The following is a 16,453-nucleotide window of genomic DNA, read 5'->3' on the forward strand; positions in this document are numbered from 1 at the left end:
CTATTCTTTCTCTGCGCTGTGCTTATCTCAATGGTCAACTTTCCACTTGATATATGTGCAAAACTGAGATGCACCCAGTGGGAAAGTGGGACGACGTTGCCAAGGATACGATGGGCAAACAAATAGTCCGATCGGCTGATAGTGTTGATTTTAATCTTGCAGAAGGACATGGACGCTATAGCTATCAAGATAATCAGCGTTTTGTGAAAATTGCCCGAGGTTCATTAAACGAAACAAGACATTGGTTGAGACTTGACGGAGCTCGCAATCTTTTGACTCAAGAACAGAGCGATCGACTGCATCCGTTATTAAATGAACTTTCACCAAAACTTAATGCCTATCTTAACTCATTAAAACAAAAACCCAAAGGTTAACAGTCAACCGTTAACAGTCAACCATTAACCACCAACTAATTACTCGATCGCACAGTCAAAACTTGCGGCGGCGTCGCATCCGGCGGATACAAGAAATCCACCTGCACCAAACGGCGTTCCCCGGGCTTCATATTCACATTCACCAAAGGTTCTCCCTGCTGTCCCCGCCGCTGCACGATGTGAATGTAGCGCGTCAAAGTCTTGCCCGTATCATCCTTAAACATCACTCGCACCGTACCTCGGAAAAATATCCGATTTTCAGGAGGATCGTAAAACATCAATCCCCCCGATTCTGTATTTGCTTTTATCGGTGTTTGCATTTTAATGCTAACAGATTGGGGCTCACGAGATTTGTTGTAAAGCGGAAAAGTTAAGTTGTATTGAATTCCGTAATTTCCGTGAGCAGAATAAGCAGTATCGGGATAGCGAGCTAACATTTTAGCACTTTGAACTTGACCAGTTCCAAAAGTACCCGTATCAGTAGTGCTCAAAGCATAGGAAAATGACTCGCCGCGCTTGGGAATAGTTAAATAATCGGTTCTCGAATTGTCCGTAATTTTAGCTTGCCACTGGGAACCTTCAGCTACTCCAGCTACGCGGCCGTAAATTTTTGGCACCGGATTTTCGCCTCTGGGAGTTGGTGCTAAATCTCTGGGCCCGGCTAAACCTTTGGTATTTAAAATATTTTCCCACTCTTCTAATGTGGGATATTGCTCGCCTCCTCCTTGACTTTGAGGAGCAAACATTGCTAATGATGCTACATAAACCGAATTGCTGCTCGACATTCGCATTAAGGTCGATCGACCGTTGGAAGCAGGCGTGACATTCCCCACAGGTATTGGCAAATTCATCAGCATTCGGCTCTCATTGGCGGGAATCTCGATCGCAGCGGGCAAAATGGCTTGTCTGTATCCCCGCAGCACATCGCTGGTGATGCGGCTTCCAGGCCCGGCAAACACAGTGCCGAATCTATTTTCTAAATACGAAGGCAAATCGACAAACAAGGCATCCGGCCGAGTTAAATAAGTCGCTCCTTGCAAGACATTTAAAGTAACAGGTTCCGAGTTGGGATTGTGGACAATTATGCCTTGAAATAAGGTGCGAGTTTCGGCGCGATTTTTAGCTTTGGCGATGTGGTGGGCGAAGATGTCAAATCGGCCTTTGAAAGGAAAGTTTAAGTGTGCAGAAGGTACTTGTTTGGCTTCTTGCGGAAATGTGGAGAGCAAAATGCCTTCGGTTTGCACAACTTCCGGGCTGTTGCTGTTGAAAACCGGGATGCTGTCGAGTTGCCCCGGTAAAACGCGCACTTGCTGGGGCTGCATGACTGTGTTCAGCGGGGCGGTTGTCTGCGGTTGTGGTAAATCCAGTTCGTTTTTCGGCAGCGGGAATTCTCGCTCGATGATGACTTGTTGGGTCCCAGGTGCGGGGATTGTTTGAGCTAAGGGGAAAATTGGCAAAAACATTGCTGAGAGCGCGTTTAACTGAACTTGCAGAAGATTGCCACATAGCAACCGACACAGAACATTACCACAAGTTGGTTTATATTTTCTGGTGAGGTTGGGATTTTAGGTCTATTTTTGCAGCAATTCGGACATCGCAAATTTTTTGTTCTTCACCTTGACAAAATGTAGAGCATAAATAAGAGCCAGAAGCACTATAGCTGCGCTGGCTCTTATGAGTTGATACTAGAAGTTAACCTGCATTCACTAGAAAAGCGATGAGCTTTTCTGCCGATGGATGGCCTGCACCCCTGAGACAATTTAAGCAAGAGCTTTTTTTGCCTGCTTGCGGCGGGCTGCTACTAAACTTCCCAACCCCATCACCATACCTGCGATAGTGGTTGGTTCGGGTACTGGCTCAGCATCAGCCGAAACTCCGGCCATAACTTTGTCACTGGTACCAACATCAGACCCCTCTACCTGCTGGAAGCGAACCCCTGCCTTAAGCGTACCATTCTGAAATCCCGTCAAGAAAGCATTTTCTGCCTGAGCCGCACTCAGACTGCTGCCAGTTAGCAAAAAGCTAACCAAAGTAGACTGATTTTTATATAAGCCTCCATTAGCGTTTCCACCATTAAAGCTCTTGCGCGGAGTGCTAATGCCATAGTCGAAACCGTCTTGCAAACCGCTAATATCAACGTTTTGCCAAAACGCTGTAAAAGTGCTGCCTGCGGTAGATTTAACCGATGCATTAACGCCACTCAATACGTCAAATGCCACGGCAACGAGAGAAGAGTCTGTTGCACCACCGGCTGTGGCCTGAGTGCCAGTGGTATTCTGGATGCCTAAATTCAGGAGCAAATCGGCTCCACTTTGGACAAAGTTGAAGTCCAATGTTGCAGTAGCACCGGTGCCGATAACGTTGCCCAGGCTGTTGGTACTACCGTACTCAGGTGCCACGGATAAACTGAATGCTTGGGCTTGTGTTGCAGTTAGTAATGAAGAAGCAATGACTAAACCAGCGGTAGCTAGACACGCGGTTAGTGGTTGGGCGAAGTTGGTTTTCATAAGAGTAATACCTTTTTTATATCGTTGGGGGGATTGACTTTATTGATTTCTTTCGGTACCTGTTTACATCATCTATCATGTAAAGGTATTTGTCTATACATTTTTGATACCTTTACCAAAACAATATTCTTCGAGGTTTATTCTTGAACCTTTCGTAAACTTGGTTGTATCCCAAACGCTAGGATAATTGGTGCTGAAGCATTCCACGGCTAACTATCCGTTATTGCAACTTTCGGTATCATCGGCTGTCACAACCGCTTACTACGTAATATTATTGTTGACCAGTAACAATTTATACAAAAAGTGAGAAATATGTTGGTCGATCGCCAGATCTACGGCAAAGTAAAATTTAGTTGCACAGTCAGTAAATATAGAATTAGTAACTCTTCCCGGGCGCAGAAACTGGGTTTTAACGACTAAAATACGGCGTGGAGGGCCTGGGTATCGCTGAAAAAACCTGGTAGATCCAAGTCTCAGTGCGTAAGTCCACTACACTTAACGTTATGCAGACACAGCCCAAAAACGGATACAAGCCCCCGACTAATGTTGTGGAAAGATAAAAATTTTAGACTCTTGTTCAATTTCCCAGATTCATCTGTGAAGTAAATCTAAAATCTAAAATTTAAAATCTAAAATCTAAAATCGACACAATCCCCGCGTCCCCTACCATTTGAGATTGCATCGGCTCGCCCACCACTGACACAATAACGTTAGTAACAGACAACTTTTCAATGACAATAATTTTAACCAACGACTACCGCATCAATGCTCCGGGCATTCAAGCACTTTTGCAGGCTATAGAAGGCAAAACAATTATGGTGGGTGGCTCCGCAGGGGCAATTGTCGGGCTGCGGGCATCAGGTGACGACCCACAGTCCGATTCATGTCGATCGCCGATCAGAATTTGAATATGCTGTAGGGGGAACACCGGCAGACTGCGTTCGCATAGCTCTTCATCACGTTTGTGCGAAGCCGGATTTGGTGCTGTCGGGTATTAACGCGGGTGGCAATTTGGGGGTTAACGTGTATATTTCGGGTACGGTGGCGGCTGTGCGCGAAGCAACTATGCACGGTATTCCGGGCATCGCAATTTCCCACCGGATTAAAAGGCCGCTCGAAATAGATTGGGATATCGCTACTCGTTGGACATCGCGAGTGTCGGCGGATTTCCTGAATCGGGAACCAAAGTCGGGGTGTTTCTGGAATGTGAATTTGCCGCATTTAGCGCCGGGAAGTGCGGACCCGGAAATTGTGTTTTGCCAGCCTTCGATGCAGCCACTGCCGGTGGTTTACCGGGTGGAGGGAGAATACTTTTATTATGCCGGAGAATATGGATCGCGCGATCGGGCGGCGGGGACTGATGTTGACGTGTGTTTTGAGGGTAATATTGCGGTGACTGAGATATCGCTGTGATAGATTTGGGAGATCGAACTATATTTTTTTTCAATAAACTCTAAATAGACGGTGTTAAATTCGATCGGGGACGGAAGGTTTCATTCCAGAAACAGCTTTATCGAAGCAAAAACAATTTGAAAATAGCGGTTTAGCAGACACTGACTCGCAACAATCCAAAGCAGTTGATGCAGAAACCCGTCAAAGGGCGATCGCGTTCGTTGAGAAGTTACCGGAAGCTGTGCTTGATGAAGCCGTTAAGTTTCTCGAATCTTTGTATGTTAAGGGCGAGCCCGTCGAGTAGCGATCGTACTTTTTGTTGTGAGAAATTTAGCCAGGTTTCGGACCGGGTAAATATACAGTCAATCACCAACTAATTACTCGATCGCACAGTCAAAACTTGCGGCGGCGTCGCATCCGGCGGATACAAGAAATCCACCTGCACCAAACGGCGTTCCCCGGGCTTCATATTCACATTCACCAAAGGTTCTCCCTGCTGTCCCCGCCGCTGCACGATGTGAATGTAGCGCGTCAAAGTCTTGCCCGTATCATCCTTAAACATCACTCGCACCGTACCTCGGAAAAATATCCGATTTTCAGGAGGATCGTAAAACATCAATCCCCCCGATTCTGTATTTGCTTTTATCGGTGTTTGCATTTTAATGCTAACAGATTGGGGCTCACGAGATTTGTTGTAAAGCGGAAAAGTTAAGTTGTATTGAATTCCGTAATTTCCGTGAGCAGAATAAGCAGTATCGGGATAGCGAGCTAACATTTTAGCACTTTGAACTTGACCAGTTCCAAAAGTACCCGTATCAGTAGTGCTCAAAGCATAGGAAAATGACTCGCCGCGCTTGGGAATAGTTAAATAATCGGTTCTCGAATTGTCCGTAATTTTAGCTTGCCACTGGGAACCTTCAGCTACTCCAGCTACGCGGCCGTAAATTTTTGGCACCGGATTTTCGCCTCTGGGAGTTGGTGCTAAATCTCTGGGCCCGGCTAAACCTTTGGTATTTAAAATATTTTCCCACTCTTCTAATGTGGGATATTGCTCGCCTCCTCCTTGACTTTGAGGAGCAAACATTGCTAATGATGCTACATAAACCGAATTGCTGCTCGACATTCGCATTAAGGTCGATCGACCGTTGGAAGCAGGCGTGACATTCCCCACAGGTATTGGCAAATTCATCAGCATTCGGCTCTCATTGGCGGGAATCTCGATCGCAGCGGGCAAAATGGCTTGTCTGTATCCCCGCAGCACATCGCTGGTGATGCGGCTTCCAGGCCCGGCAAACACAGTGCCGAATCTATTTTCTAAATACGAAGGCAAATCGACAAACAAGGCATCCGGCCGAGTTAAATAAGTCGCTCCTTGCAAGACATTTAAAGTAACAGGTTCCGAGTTGGGATTGTGGACAATTATGCCTTGAAATAAGGTGCGAGTTTCGGCGCGATTTTTAGCTTTGGCGATGTGGTGGGCGAAGATGTCAAATCGGCCTTTGAAAGGAAAGTTTAAGTGTGCAGAAGGTACTTGTTTGGCTTCTTGCGGAAATGTGGAGAGCAAAATGCCTTCGGTTTGCACAACTTCCGGGCTGTTGCTGTTGAAAACCGGGATGCTGTCGAGTTGCCCCGGTAAAACGCGCACTTGCTGGGGCTGCATGACTGTGTTCAGCGGGGCGGTTGTCTGCGGTTGTGGTAAATCCAGTTCGTTTTCGGGTGCGGGGGCTTCTGGGTCGATGATCAGTTGTTGTTGGGCGGGAGGTGCGGGGATTGTTTGAGCTAAGGGGAAAATTGGCAAAAACATTGCTGAGAGGGCGTTTAACTGAACTTGCAGAAGATTGCCTTGACGCAAAGCAATCGACACAAAACTTTACCACAAGTTGGTTGATGTTTTTGGGGATTTTTGGATGTTAGGTGAATGTTTGCGGTAAATTGGGCGATCGCCCAATTTAGGACTTTGGAGAAGTCGCGTCCAAGGAAGGCAATGGAGCGAGCCTCTTCGTCTTGATCGACTACACCCCCACTATACAAGTCCGGTGCAACCGGACTTGATATGACCAATTACCAATTCCCAATTACCAATTCCCAATTCCCAACTTGCGTTATTTCTGTTTTAGGACTACCAACGTAATGTCGTCAAAAACTTTCTGTTCGTCAATATGTTGCCGCACATCATCAATTACTGCTTGTCGAATTTCTTCAACCGTTTTGTGGCGATTTTTTTTCGCCACTTGGCACAATCTTTCTATGCCGTAATAAACTCGATTTATATTTACACATTCGGTAATTCCATCTGTGTAAAGCACTACTACATCCCCTGGATTAAGATGCACTTGAATTTGGAAAACAAAACCAGAAATATCTTCCTCTAATCCCAGGGGAAAACCGAGTTCCAGTGTATCGATCAGTTCGATGTTACCATCAGTACGGACTACGATAACTTCTTCATGTTGACCGCTGAGGCTGAAGTTACTATCTTGATAATCTAACAAAGCCAAGGTCATGTTTTTAGACGAGTCGATGCGCTCGATATTGGCATAAAGGGTGCGGTTTAACACATCAAGAAACTTCACCGGATCGGTTTCGTTCATTTGTTGGAGAGTGCGGACGGCGGTTTGCGCCATAATCATTAATACGCCACTTTCTAAACCATGTCCCGTAACATCGCCGATGCTAATTTTTACCTGATCATTTAGGGTTAGCACGTCGTAGTAGTCGCCACCAACTTCATCGGCCGGTTGCATATATCCAGCTATTTCTAATCCTTGAATTTTATCAAGTTCTGATTGTTTAGGCAAGATCATTTGTTGCAGTCGTTTCGTGACTTCTAACTCAGCACTGAGGCGGATGTTTTCGGCTTTGAGTTTGTTGTTGAGGGAGCTAATTTCCTGGTTTGCTTGGGCGAGTTGGGCGGTGCGTTGTTGCACTTTATCTTCTAAAGTTTGATAGAGACGGGCATTTTCGATGGAGATCGCAGCTTGGGCGGAAATGATATTGAGGACTTCTAGGCGATCACGCGTAAAAGCCCCCGCTGTTAAATTATTTTCTAGGTATAGGATGCCTACCAATTTACCTTGATTGATCAGGGGGCTACACAAGATAGATTTAGGTCGCTGCTGAATAATATACGGGTCAGATGCAAACCTGGTTTCAGTGGTTGCATCATCGATCGCAAGAGTTTCTTGCGTGCGTTCTACATAATTAACCAGCGAGATAGGAATCTCTTGACTTTCAGCCGCTGACTTGGAGATTAATTGACATCGTTCACCCGTACATTGAGCTTCAATTTTCCACTTACCTGCTAGGTCAGGTATGAGGAAATAAAATTTTTCCGCTCCCGCGTTTTCCCGCAAGACTTGCATCAAATTCGAGAGCAATTCATCCAGATTAACTTTCCCTGAGAGGGCTTGGGAGGCTTTGATAATTGTTGATAAATCCAGAGCTTGTCCAGCACCTGAACTGGTAGAAGTGATAGTGCTTCTGGTCTGAACCATCGTTTCGTCTCTTCCACTCGTCAGGCTATTTTTCCTACCGACGATAGGTGCGAGTAATTCAGCATGGCGCTCTTCTAAATCTTTAACTTTTGCCTTGGCTCCCCAGCGAATATAAGCATAGTAAGCGTCAATCAGGTAGGTACGCGCTACTTTCTGACGACCTAATGCTAAATAAAATTCTGCTGCTAGTTCATTGGCGAGGGCTTCGTGCTGGACGTATCCATTTTCCTTGGCTCCATCTATCGCCAGGTCGTAATATTCCATGGCGGAAAAATATTGCCCCGATACGCGGGCTTTTTCGGCCTCTACTAAGTCATACTTATGCTGGTAATTGGCTGGGCAATGGAACGCCCAATTTTTTAGGCTTTTCTGAGTTTCTTCTACTTGGTTGAGGTATTCTTGTTTCTTTTCTTCCTCTCCTGAATCTTCCTGAACATACAGGGCTAAAAGAATCAGACAATAGTAAAAATTATGTTCAATAAAACTAATATTTGATTGAACGTAACCTGAATATTTCAACCCCTCTCTCGCAAACTCGATAGCTTCTTCATACTGCTTAAACAAATAGCAAACTACAGTTTTGGCAAAATAAAGCCTGAACAAGCAAATGAAATTATTTACTTCTCTTAAATAAGAGATAGCTTTTTCCTCATTTAATATGCTACCCATCAATATCAGTTTATTATCTGTCATCCCCCTTAAATTTTCTACTAATTGACCTAGAATTTTGAGTAAATATAACTGGTGTTCTTGGGACAATCTCTCTGCCAAGTCAATATATAGTTTTTGCTGTTCTTGCACGTAGTCTAGATGCTCAGCCTTAAAAAATAAATGCGAGCAATAGTAATCAGCAGCATGACAAGCATATTCTATATCTCCAAATTCTAAGCCGCTATTAATGGCTTGACGAAGGGGTTCTATCGTTTCCCTAGTATGCTTTTTGAGGTGGATAATACCGATGGAAACATTAACTAAAACTTTAGAACGAAACTCTCTAGCATCTAACTTCTCTAATAGCTGCAAAGCCAGTTGCCCCAGTTGATAGGATAAATTTATATCTGAGAATAGCCAAGATACGAATATACCGTAAACAGAATAGCCGTAAGTAGATTGCGGCGAATTCCCGTACTGACGAGAAAGTTCCACCATAGTATATATAATAGGTAGCGATAGCGGGCTTTCTGCAAAGCAAGCAGGTGGGAATATAAGAACTAAAAGCTGCATAGCCGCCTGCTTGTAGGGTTCGCTCATTTCAGGCAGGTTTGCTAACTCCTCAATATTGAGTTCTTGCGGGGGTGATTCATATAGGGTCACTCCTAGCATCTTTAGAACTTGCAGTCCGGCATCTAAGCCATCATTATTTTGATTTTTAGCGATGTAAATTCTAATTTTCAGTTCGTATAAGTTGACTTGTTCGAGGATTGTTTTGGCTTTTTGAAACACGCGATCGCACAAGATACCCGCTCGTTCTAAATTGGCATTGAGATATTCGGCTTCCGCCGCTTCCCGAGAAAAATTAAATGTCAGATCGTATCTACTTTCCCAGCTATCTTGGCTCAGGAGTTCTATACCTACATTCAAATAATTAACCGCAGCTTCATACGCAGTCGCTGCCTTTGCTTTCTGTCCAGCGATTAGGTTTAATTCAGCTAATTCATCTTTTTCAGACTGATTAGTTAGCAAATCTGTGCCAAAATTCAGTTGGTTAACCAGAGCAAAAATATTATCTTTTCGCTCTTGCTCTGTTGTATTATTCAGCAGCAGTTGACCAATTTTCAGGTGAGTGGCTTTTTTCTCCGATTCTGGAATCAAAGAATAAGCTGCTTGCTGCACTCGATCGTGCAAAAATTTGTATTCAACTTTGATATCCCGTACAGATGCCAACTCTTCTTGGGCAAAGACTAGAGGAATTTTGTAATTTTCAGACAGCGGCAGAATCAAACCTGCTTGCATTGCTTCCCACAAATGAGCTGCCGTCGCTAAGTTTGATTCTTCATTGACAATTGATAAAACTTCTAAATTAAATTGGTTGCCGATACAAGCCGCTAGTTTTAATAATTTTTGGGTTGTTTCTGGGAGTTTGCGAATATTTCGGGCAACCAGTTCAACAATATTGAAATCTGCGATGCCAATTGCTTGGATTTGTTGGATATCCCACTCCCAGCGGTCTGTATCTACTTGATAAACCAGCAGATTTTCCGAGTACAGCGTTTTGAGTAGCTGGGTTAAGAAAAAGGGATTGCCTTGGGTTTTATTAAACAGTAATTCAGAAAAAACTTTAATTTTGTCTGAGTTGACGCTGGCATCGAGAGTGTCGGCGATTAATTGGTTGACGCTATCCAAAGCCAGCGCCTGAATGGTGATATTATTCACCACCGTTTCATTTTCTTGAATTTTTTCTATTGTCTGAATTAAAGGATGAACGGGACTGACTTCGTTATCCCGATAAGCTCCAATCGTTAATAAATATTTGCTATCTGGGTCAGTGACTAAGAGTTGGATTAGCTTTAGAGATGCCGAATCTGCCCACTGTAAATCGTCTAGGAATATGACTAGCGGGTGTTCGGGTTGACAAAAAACGCGAATAAATTGTTGAAATACCCGATTAAATCTGTTTTGCGATTCCGAAGATCCCAGTTGAGGAACTTCCGGCTGTTTACCGATAATTAGTTCGACTTCGGGGATAACATCAATAATAACTTGAGCGTTATTATCTAGCGCTTTTAATAAGTTTTCTTTCCAAATTGCAATTTTTTCGGAACTTTCGGTTAATAGCTGACGGACTAATTCTTGAAATGCTTGGATTAAAGCTGCATAGGGAATATTGCGCTTAAATTGGTCAAATTTACCCGCAATAAAATACCCCCTCGCTGCTACAATTGGTTTATGAACTTCATTGACAATTGAAGTTTTACCAATCCCGGAATAACCGGAAACTAACATCATCTCGGTGGCAGCGAGGCTGACTCGCCCAAAAGCATCTAGAAGAATTTGGACTTCGGTTTCTCTGCCATAAAGCTTCTGGTGAATGAGTAATTGGTTGCCGCGATCGCGTTGACCGAGTGGAAAGTTTTCAATCTTGCCAGTTGTCTGCAATTGCTGCAAACAAGTTTCCAGGTCAAATTTTAATCCCGCCGCACTTTGATATCGGTCTTCCGCATTTTTTGCTAACAGTTTCATCACAATATCTGAAACAGCTTGGGGAATTTCTGCTACCTCTTTAGGTGGGACGGGTTGTTTGGCAATATGACAGTAAACCAACTCCATCGGATCGGCGGTATTAAATGGCAACTGGTTGGTCAGTATTTCATAAAAAGTCACTCCTAAAGAATAGAAGTCGGTGCGGTAGTCAATTGATCGATTCATCCTTCCCGTTTGTTCGGGTGACATATAAGCGAGAGTCCCTTCTAGCAAGTTGGGATTGCTAATGCTTTGGTTTTTCAATTCCAAGCGCGATGAAATACTAAAGTCAGTCAGTTTTACTTTTCCGGTCGCTGGATTGATAATGATATTTGAGGGCTTAATGTCTTTGTGAATGATCGGTACTTGATGGAGATAGATCAAAGTTTCGGATAGACCGATCGCTACCCTCAGCAACTCGGTTATTGACAGTTTATTAGCCGCTATAAAATGATAAAGGGATAGACCCCCAAAATCTTCTAATATTAGCGCTAAACTATTCTGATAATTTTCTAAGTTGTAAGTTTTGACAATTCCTTCACACTCTAAATTTTGAGTAATTATAAATTCTTGCCTTAAATTGGTGATTTGTTCAAGGCTAGGATAATCATATTTAATAATTTTAATGATAACTGGTTGTCTGTAACCATCTTTTTTAGCTCTATATACAACAGTCCTTACTCCTTCGTAAATTTTTTCTATAATTTCGTATCCCGAAAGAACTATCATATTTTTACTTTCCTTTCTTGTTTGACATTTTTAAAGAGTGTCTATGAACCAAGAAGCCCACTCCCAAAAGCGCGATCGCGCTTTTGGAAGGTGAGTTTCTTAATGAAAATGGGGGTACACCTCATTCTCAAACAGCTTCCTAATCTCTGGCTCGTTTTGATCGACTAGCTCCTGGTAATCCTGTTGCACTGGAATCTTGTAACTAGCTTGGCGCTTAGAAATCTGTCGCAACCATGCTGTATGCAACGTAAACCCAAACTTGAGTTTTGAATTATGCAATTTGCACAGGGGGCCATCTGACAGTTTGTTACCATTGAAAATCCAAATTTGATTTGTGGGTCCCAATTTTTTGTCTTCAAAACAAACAGCACAGACGATGTAACCGTCTGTAGAACTTTCACCATCACCACGGGGTATGAACTGGGGTGATAGCGTCATGTAGCCGCAAGGGAACTCATAGCGATCGGCAATCACCATCGACTTTGGGTGCAGCCTGAATAAGCAAGCAGGTTGACCCTTTTGGGCTAAGCGGATAACTTCTGAGAGCGGTATTAATCGGTACTTATAATCGTCGTACAGATCGACAATGTATTTTGTCATCAAATCTCGCCACAGTCCAAACGAACTCCAGTAGACATTTTCTAGCTTTCCTGGAGTCAAACCTGTAGGGAGCCTATCTAAGTAGGCATAGAGATCGACAGCCCATGTGGCTTTGATGTCGGAGATAACTTGGGACTCAATCAGTTGTCCAGTCTCTCCATTAATTATGTAGCGCCCCATTCGTCCGATGTCAGTCTCATCGTGTTCCATACCATGCAGGTAATCTGGCACGGGTTTGTGGGGTTGGGAGGCTGAAACATCATACTTCCTAAGCCATTCAGCTACTTGCATTCCACAAAGGTGGGCAACGTGGAGAGTGATATTGCCCTTGGGATTATCATAGTCCACCAAAAAATGGGCAGCTTCGAGAGGAATTACCACTTTCTGGGCGACGACTTCAACTTCCTTATTACTGCTAGCTGGACGCTGGCCTGCTTTTAGATCGGCACGGCGCACGATATAAATATTAGAATCCGGTAGAGGCGGACGTTCTAGTAATTTTCTCAAGTGCTGCTCTAGTTTTTTATTCTTCGGAAATGGGTTGTTGATTATCTGCTCCAGACCCGTAATGAAGGCGGTGTCCATCAGTACCACATAATCTTTAGTTACTCCTATCTGATGAATAGTTTGTTCAATTTTAACCGGCGTGCCATCAGGCAGTACCAGCTTCCATCTTTCGAGTTCGCCGACACCATCCCAGCAAACTACATAGGTAAAATCCTCCAATTCTTTCCCAAATATACTTCCAATGGAGCTCATTAGGTTTTCAACTATGTCTCGGGAGAAGCCGAACACAGCACGGGAAATATCTTTCATGAAATCCGTTTGACAGAACCCCGTCAGTGCTACGAGAAGTTCCTCTATTAGTTGGGGAATTTCTTCGATCTCATAAACCCACTGAATGCCTTCTATAAAACTAGCCGCTGATCTGCCATAATTAACTGTAAACATCTTACCTTCACCGGAATAATCAAAGGCAGGATGAGCCGTACTCAAAATACTTTTGCAAGGAAACTTCTTAGGATTAATTATTATGGGAATTTTGAGCTGATCGAGTTCCCCTCGCCACTCTTTATTCGATCCAACTGGTGTTACCACTTCCAGGCTGTCTGTATCAATTTCATAAGGACGACCTGCATCATAGGTAACTAGCAAGCGATCGCAGGAGTCCGCAGCAAATTTCATGGGTAGAAAAGCTGTATTTAATTGATTACGCAGACCCAGAGACATAGACAACCGAGCAATGCCGCGATTGAGGAATTTATACTTTTCATACTCGCCTCCAGGCTGTGTTGCTTTGTCAGCATAGTAATCTGGTGGCTTAACAAGGCGAGTCTTGACCCTCACTTCGCCTGGTCGATCAAAATCAAGCCTATAAATCATGCCATCGCCATTCAACAATGAGTCTCCGTCTTTAAATGGGAGTCCTCCTGATTGAACAGTGCCGACTGGAGCAACAATAAAGACGTGACCCTGTAAGTCATTTGGTAAGTTCCCTTCAATCTCCAGTTCAACGTTATCCAGTTCATCCTGACTTGCGGTCATAATCGACTGTGGAACGGCACAGCCGTCTGTTACTGCTTTGGTATTGCTTTGAGTGGGTTCGCTCATGTGGCTCTCCTGGGTGAGATGTAATAATGGTAACAGTGTAGATAAGTATTTGATTTATGAATGGGAAATGAGGACTGTCACTTAGATACTATCTTTGATAAAGATTTGATATCTATTCTCCCATCCCCTGCGTCAAAGCCCAATTGGAATCGACATTAACTTATTATCGGCTTTCTCATACTTATGGTGATAACGCAAGCTAATAATTTAGCACGATCGAGCGTTTGAACGTTCAGTCGTCAGATACTTAGTATCATCTGCTACTTTTAACACCAAGCATCGGGGAGAGCCGAGGAAAAAATTATGTGATTAGATGTTTGCATCGACACTGATGTCATGAATGCTGCACTGGGGCAAGCGTAACAAGTCGCTTTAACTGACACATCAAGATGCGACTGGGCTAAAATGTGGCGCGCCACATTTCTGGGGCAACTGTTCAATTAATGCCATGATATAAATGTGTGGCAATGCTCATACTGACGATCGCCACCAATCAACAACCAATTTGGGCTAGAACTATCAGAAGGTTGCCAGCCTCTGCGCTCTCAAATCGGTTCTATAAAACCGACACATAATGACGATAATTTTAACCAACGACGACGGCATCGACGCTCCAGGGATTCAGGCACTTTTGCAGGCTGTAGAAGGCAAGGCAATTATGGTGGCTCCGCAAGGGCAATTGTCGGGCTGCGGGCATCAAGTGACGGCTCACAGTCCGATTCATGTCGATCGACGATCGGAATTTGAGTATGCTGTAGGGGGTACACCGGCCGATTGCGTCCGCATCGCTCTTCATCACCTTTGTGCGAAGCCGGATTTGGTACTTTCGGGTATTAACGCGGGTGGCAATTTGGGGGTTGACGTGTATATTTCGGGTACGGTTGCGGCTGTGCGCGAAGCAGCGATGCACGGTATTCCGGGCATCGCAATTTCCCACCGGATTAAAAGGCCGCTCGAAATAGACTGGGATGTCGCTACTCGTTGGACATCGCGGGTGTTGGCCCATTTGCTGAACCGGGAACTAAAGTCTGGGTGTTTCTGGAATGTGAATTTGCCGCATTTAGCGCCGGGAAGTGCGGAACCGGAAATTGTGTTTTGCCAGCCTTCGACGCAGCCACTGCCAGTGGTTTACCGGGTGGAGGGAGAATACTTTTATTATGCGGGAGAGTATGGATCGCGCGATCGGGCGGCGGGGACTGATGTTGACGTGTGTTTTGAGGGTAATATTGCAGTTACTGAGATATCGCTGTGATAGATTTGATGGGATTGGGCGATCAAACTATATTTTTTGTCAACAAAGCGGAAGTAGGTAGGTTAACTTTGATATCACTTAGCCTCAATATCCCAAAATAGGATAACATATTTGTACTTAATTTTTACAGTCACGTAAGTCAACAAATGAGTCCTAACGCAGAAGCGAATTCTCATAGCATCTTAAAACGCAAAGCGAGCAGCACTGTTGGTCGTGGCAAAGTAGCTAATCTCAATACCAATTTTAATTTTTCTGCATGGAGTGACGAATACGTTACTTTATATCTCGGCGATAGTCTCCACCACTACGACAATTGGGAGCAACCTACTGTCATAGTTTCAGATGGAGCTTACGGTATTCTTGGGTTTGAAGGAGATACCTCAGATCACATTGATTTACCTAATTGGTATAAACCTCATATCGAGGCCTGGTCAAAAGCAGCCATACCCTGTACAACACTCTGGTTTTGGAATTCAGAGATTGGTTGGGCTATTGTGCATCCACTTCTAGAAAAATATGGTTGGCGCTATGTCAATTCCAATATTTGGAACAAGGGCAAAGGTCATATCGCAGGGAATGTTAACACACAGAAAATTCGCAGGTTCCCCGTCGTTACAGAAGTCTGCGTTCAATACGTTAGAGAAGTAACAGTTAATGAACTTACTTTAAAGGCATGGTTATTGCGAGAGTGGAAACGCTGTGGGTTGCCGTTACGACGGGCCAACAATGCTTGCGGGGTGGTGGATGCAGCAACCAGGAAATACTTCGATCAAGGGCATTTGTGGTATTTCCCTCCGACCGAGATGTTTGAAAGGCTAGTGAACTATGCAAATGAGTATGGTAGTCCTCAAGGAAAACCATACTTTTCGCTGGATGGCAATCAGCCTTTAACGGGACAAGAATGGAGCAAGATGCGATCGAAATTTAGATGCCCTCACGGTTTTACAAACGTTTGGGAGCGTCAAGCTTTACGGGGTGATGAGAGAGTTAAAACTCTCTCTGGAAAAGCATTACACCTCAACCAAAAACCTCTGGACCTGATGAACCTTATTGTTGAGGCATCGAGCGATGAAAACGATGTTATATGGGAACCTTTTGGTGGACTTTTCAGTGCAGCTTTGTCAGCACGTAACCTAAAACGAAAAGCCTTTTCTTGCGAGATAGACTCCGACTATTACTACTATGGTGTACAGAGATTTAATCAATAATTTCATCAATACTCTCTTCTCTAATCTGTAGATACAGCACTTCCGGGTGTTATGAGGTACAATAAGAATAGATTAAAAAAAATACACCAATGAAAGCATATTCAGT

8 protein-coding genes and 1 pseudogene are annotated in these 16,453 nt (G+C 44.0%); 4 read left to right on the forward strand and 5 right to left on the reverse strand.

The window, feature by feature from the left end; genetic code table 11:
• The first annotated feature begins 53 nt into the window (after positions 1-53).
• Positions 54-374 (forward strand): four helix bundle protein, encoded by a 321-nt coding sequence (locus QUA57_RS25855; RefSeq protein ID WP_333064589.1) that lies wholly within the window; start codon positions 54-56, stop codon positions 372-374.
• A 35-nt stretch (positions 375-409) separates the two neighbouring features.
• On the opposite strand, the gene QUA57_RS25860 is transcribed toward QUA57_RS25855, so the two are convergent.
• Positions 410-1,837 carry a DUF3370 domain-containing protein gene (locus QUA57_RS25860; protein WP_333064588.1) on the reverse strand — a complete coding sequence of 476 codons (1,428 nt, stop codon included), beginning with the start codon at positions 1,835-1,837 and terminating at the stop codon, positions 410-412.
• Positions 1,838-2,134: 297 nt separating this feature from the next.
• The gene (locus tag QUA57_RS25865; protein WP_333064586.1) at positions 2,135-2,881 is read right to left on the reverse strand and encodes a PEP-CTERM sorting domain-containing protein; all 747 of its coding nucleotides are present in this window, start codon (positions 2,879-2,881) and stop codon (positions 2,135-2,137) included.
• Positions 2,882-3,612: 731 nt separating this feature from the next.
• Between QUA57_RS25865 and surE (QUA57_RS25870) the strand changes: the two are divergent.
• Positions 3,613-4,294, forward strand: a pseudogene (surE, locus tag QUA57_RS25870) (5'/3'-nucleotidase SurE).
• A 352-nt stretch (positions 4,295-4,646) separates the two neighbouring features.
• On the opposite strand, the gene QUA57_RS25875 reads toward surE (QUA57_RS25870), so the two are convergent.
• From QUA57_RS25875 to QUA57_RS25885, 3 genes are all read right to left on the reverse strand, one after another.
• Positions 4,647-6,077, reverse strand: coding sequence for a DUF3370 domain-containing protein (locus QUA57_RS25875; protein WP_333064592.1), 1,431 nt, complete (start codon positions 6,075-6,077; stop codon positions 4,647-4,649).
• 298 nt (positions 6,078-6,375) lie between these two features.
• Positions 6,376-11,676 (reverse strand): AAA family ATPase, encoded by a 5,301-nt coding sequence (locus QUA57_RS25880; protein WP_333064585.1) that lies wholly within the window; start codon positions 11,674-11,676, stop codon positions 6,376-6,378.
• A 99-nt stretch (positions 11,677-11,775) separates the two neighbouring features.
• Positions 11,776-13,887: a carotenoid oxygenase family protein gene (locus QUA57_RS25885; RefSeq protein ID WP_333064584.1), complete on the reverse strand. Its 2,112-nt coding sequence runs from the start codon at positions 13,885-13,887 to the stop codon at positions 11,776-11,778.
• Positions 13,888-14,461: 574 nt separating this feature from the next.
• On the opposite strand from QUA57_RS25885, the gene surE (QUA57_RS25890) reads away from it, so the two are divergent.
• Both surE (QUA57_RS25890) and QUA57_RS25895 read left to right on the forward strand, forming a co-directional pair.
• Positions 14,462-15,139: a 5'/3'-nucleotidase SurE gene (gene surE, locus QUA57_RS25890; RefSeq protein WP_333064583.1), complete on the forward strand. Its 678-nt coding sequence runs from the start codon at positions 14,462-14,464 to the stop codon at positions 15,137-15,139.
• Between the two features lie 146 nt (positions 15,140-15,285).
• Positions 15,286-16,347, forward strand: a complete 1,062-nt coding sequence (locus QUA57_RS25895; protein WP_333064581.1) for a DNA methyltransferase — start codon at positions 15,286-15,288, stop codon at positions 16,345-16,347.
• Positions 16,348-16,453: the final 106 nt, after the last annotated feature.

This window comes from Microcoleus sp. Pol7_B2 (genome assembly GCF_036701035.1).
Lineage (GTDB): Bacteria > Cyanobacteriota > Cyanobacteriia > Cyanobacteriales > Microcoleaceae > Microcoleus.

What these genes read in the sequence shown, in the direction of transcription:
- QUA57_RS25855 (WP_333064589.1), top strand. Translation starts at nt 54, where the DNA reads ATGTGCAAAACTGAGATGCACCCAGTGGGAAAGTGGGACGACGTTGCC.
- QUA57_RS25860 (WP_333064588.1), bottom strand. Translation starts at nt 1,837, where the DNA reads ATGTTTTTGCCAATTTTCCCCTTAGCTCAAACAATCCCCGCACCTGGG.
- QUA57_RS25865 (WP_333064586.1), bottom strand. Translation starts at nt 2,881, where the DNA reads ATGAAAACCAACTTCGCCCAACCACTAACCGCGTGTCTAGCTACCGCT.
- QUA57_RS25875 (WP_333064592.1), bottom strand. Translation starts at nt 6,077, where the DNA reads ATGTTTTTGCCAATTTTCCCCTTAGCTCAAACAATCCCCGCACCTCCC.
- QUA57_RS25880 (WP_333064585.1), bottom strand. Translation starts at nt 11,676, where the DNA reads ATGATAGTTCTTTCGGGATACGAAATTATAGAAAAAATTTACGAAGGA.
- QUA57_RS25885 (WP_333064584.1), bottom strand. Translation starts at nt 13,887, where the DNA reads ATGAGCGAACCCACTCAAAGCAATACCAAAGCAGTAACAGACGGCTGT.
- surE (WP_333064583.1), top strand. Translation starts at nt 14,462, where the DNA reads ATGACGATAATTTTAACCAACGACGACGGCATCGACGCTCCAGGGATT.
- QUA57_RS25895 (WP_333064581.1), top strand. Translation starts at nt 15,286, where the DNA reads ATGAGTCCTAACGCAGAAGCGAATTCTCATAGCATCTTAAAACGCAAA.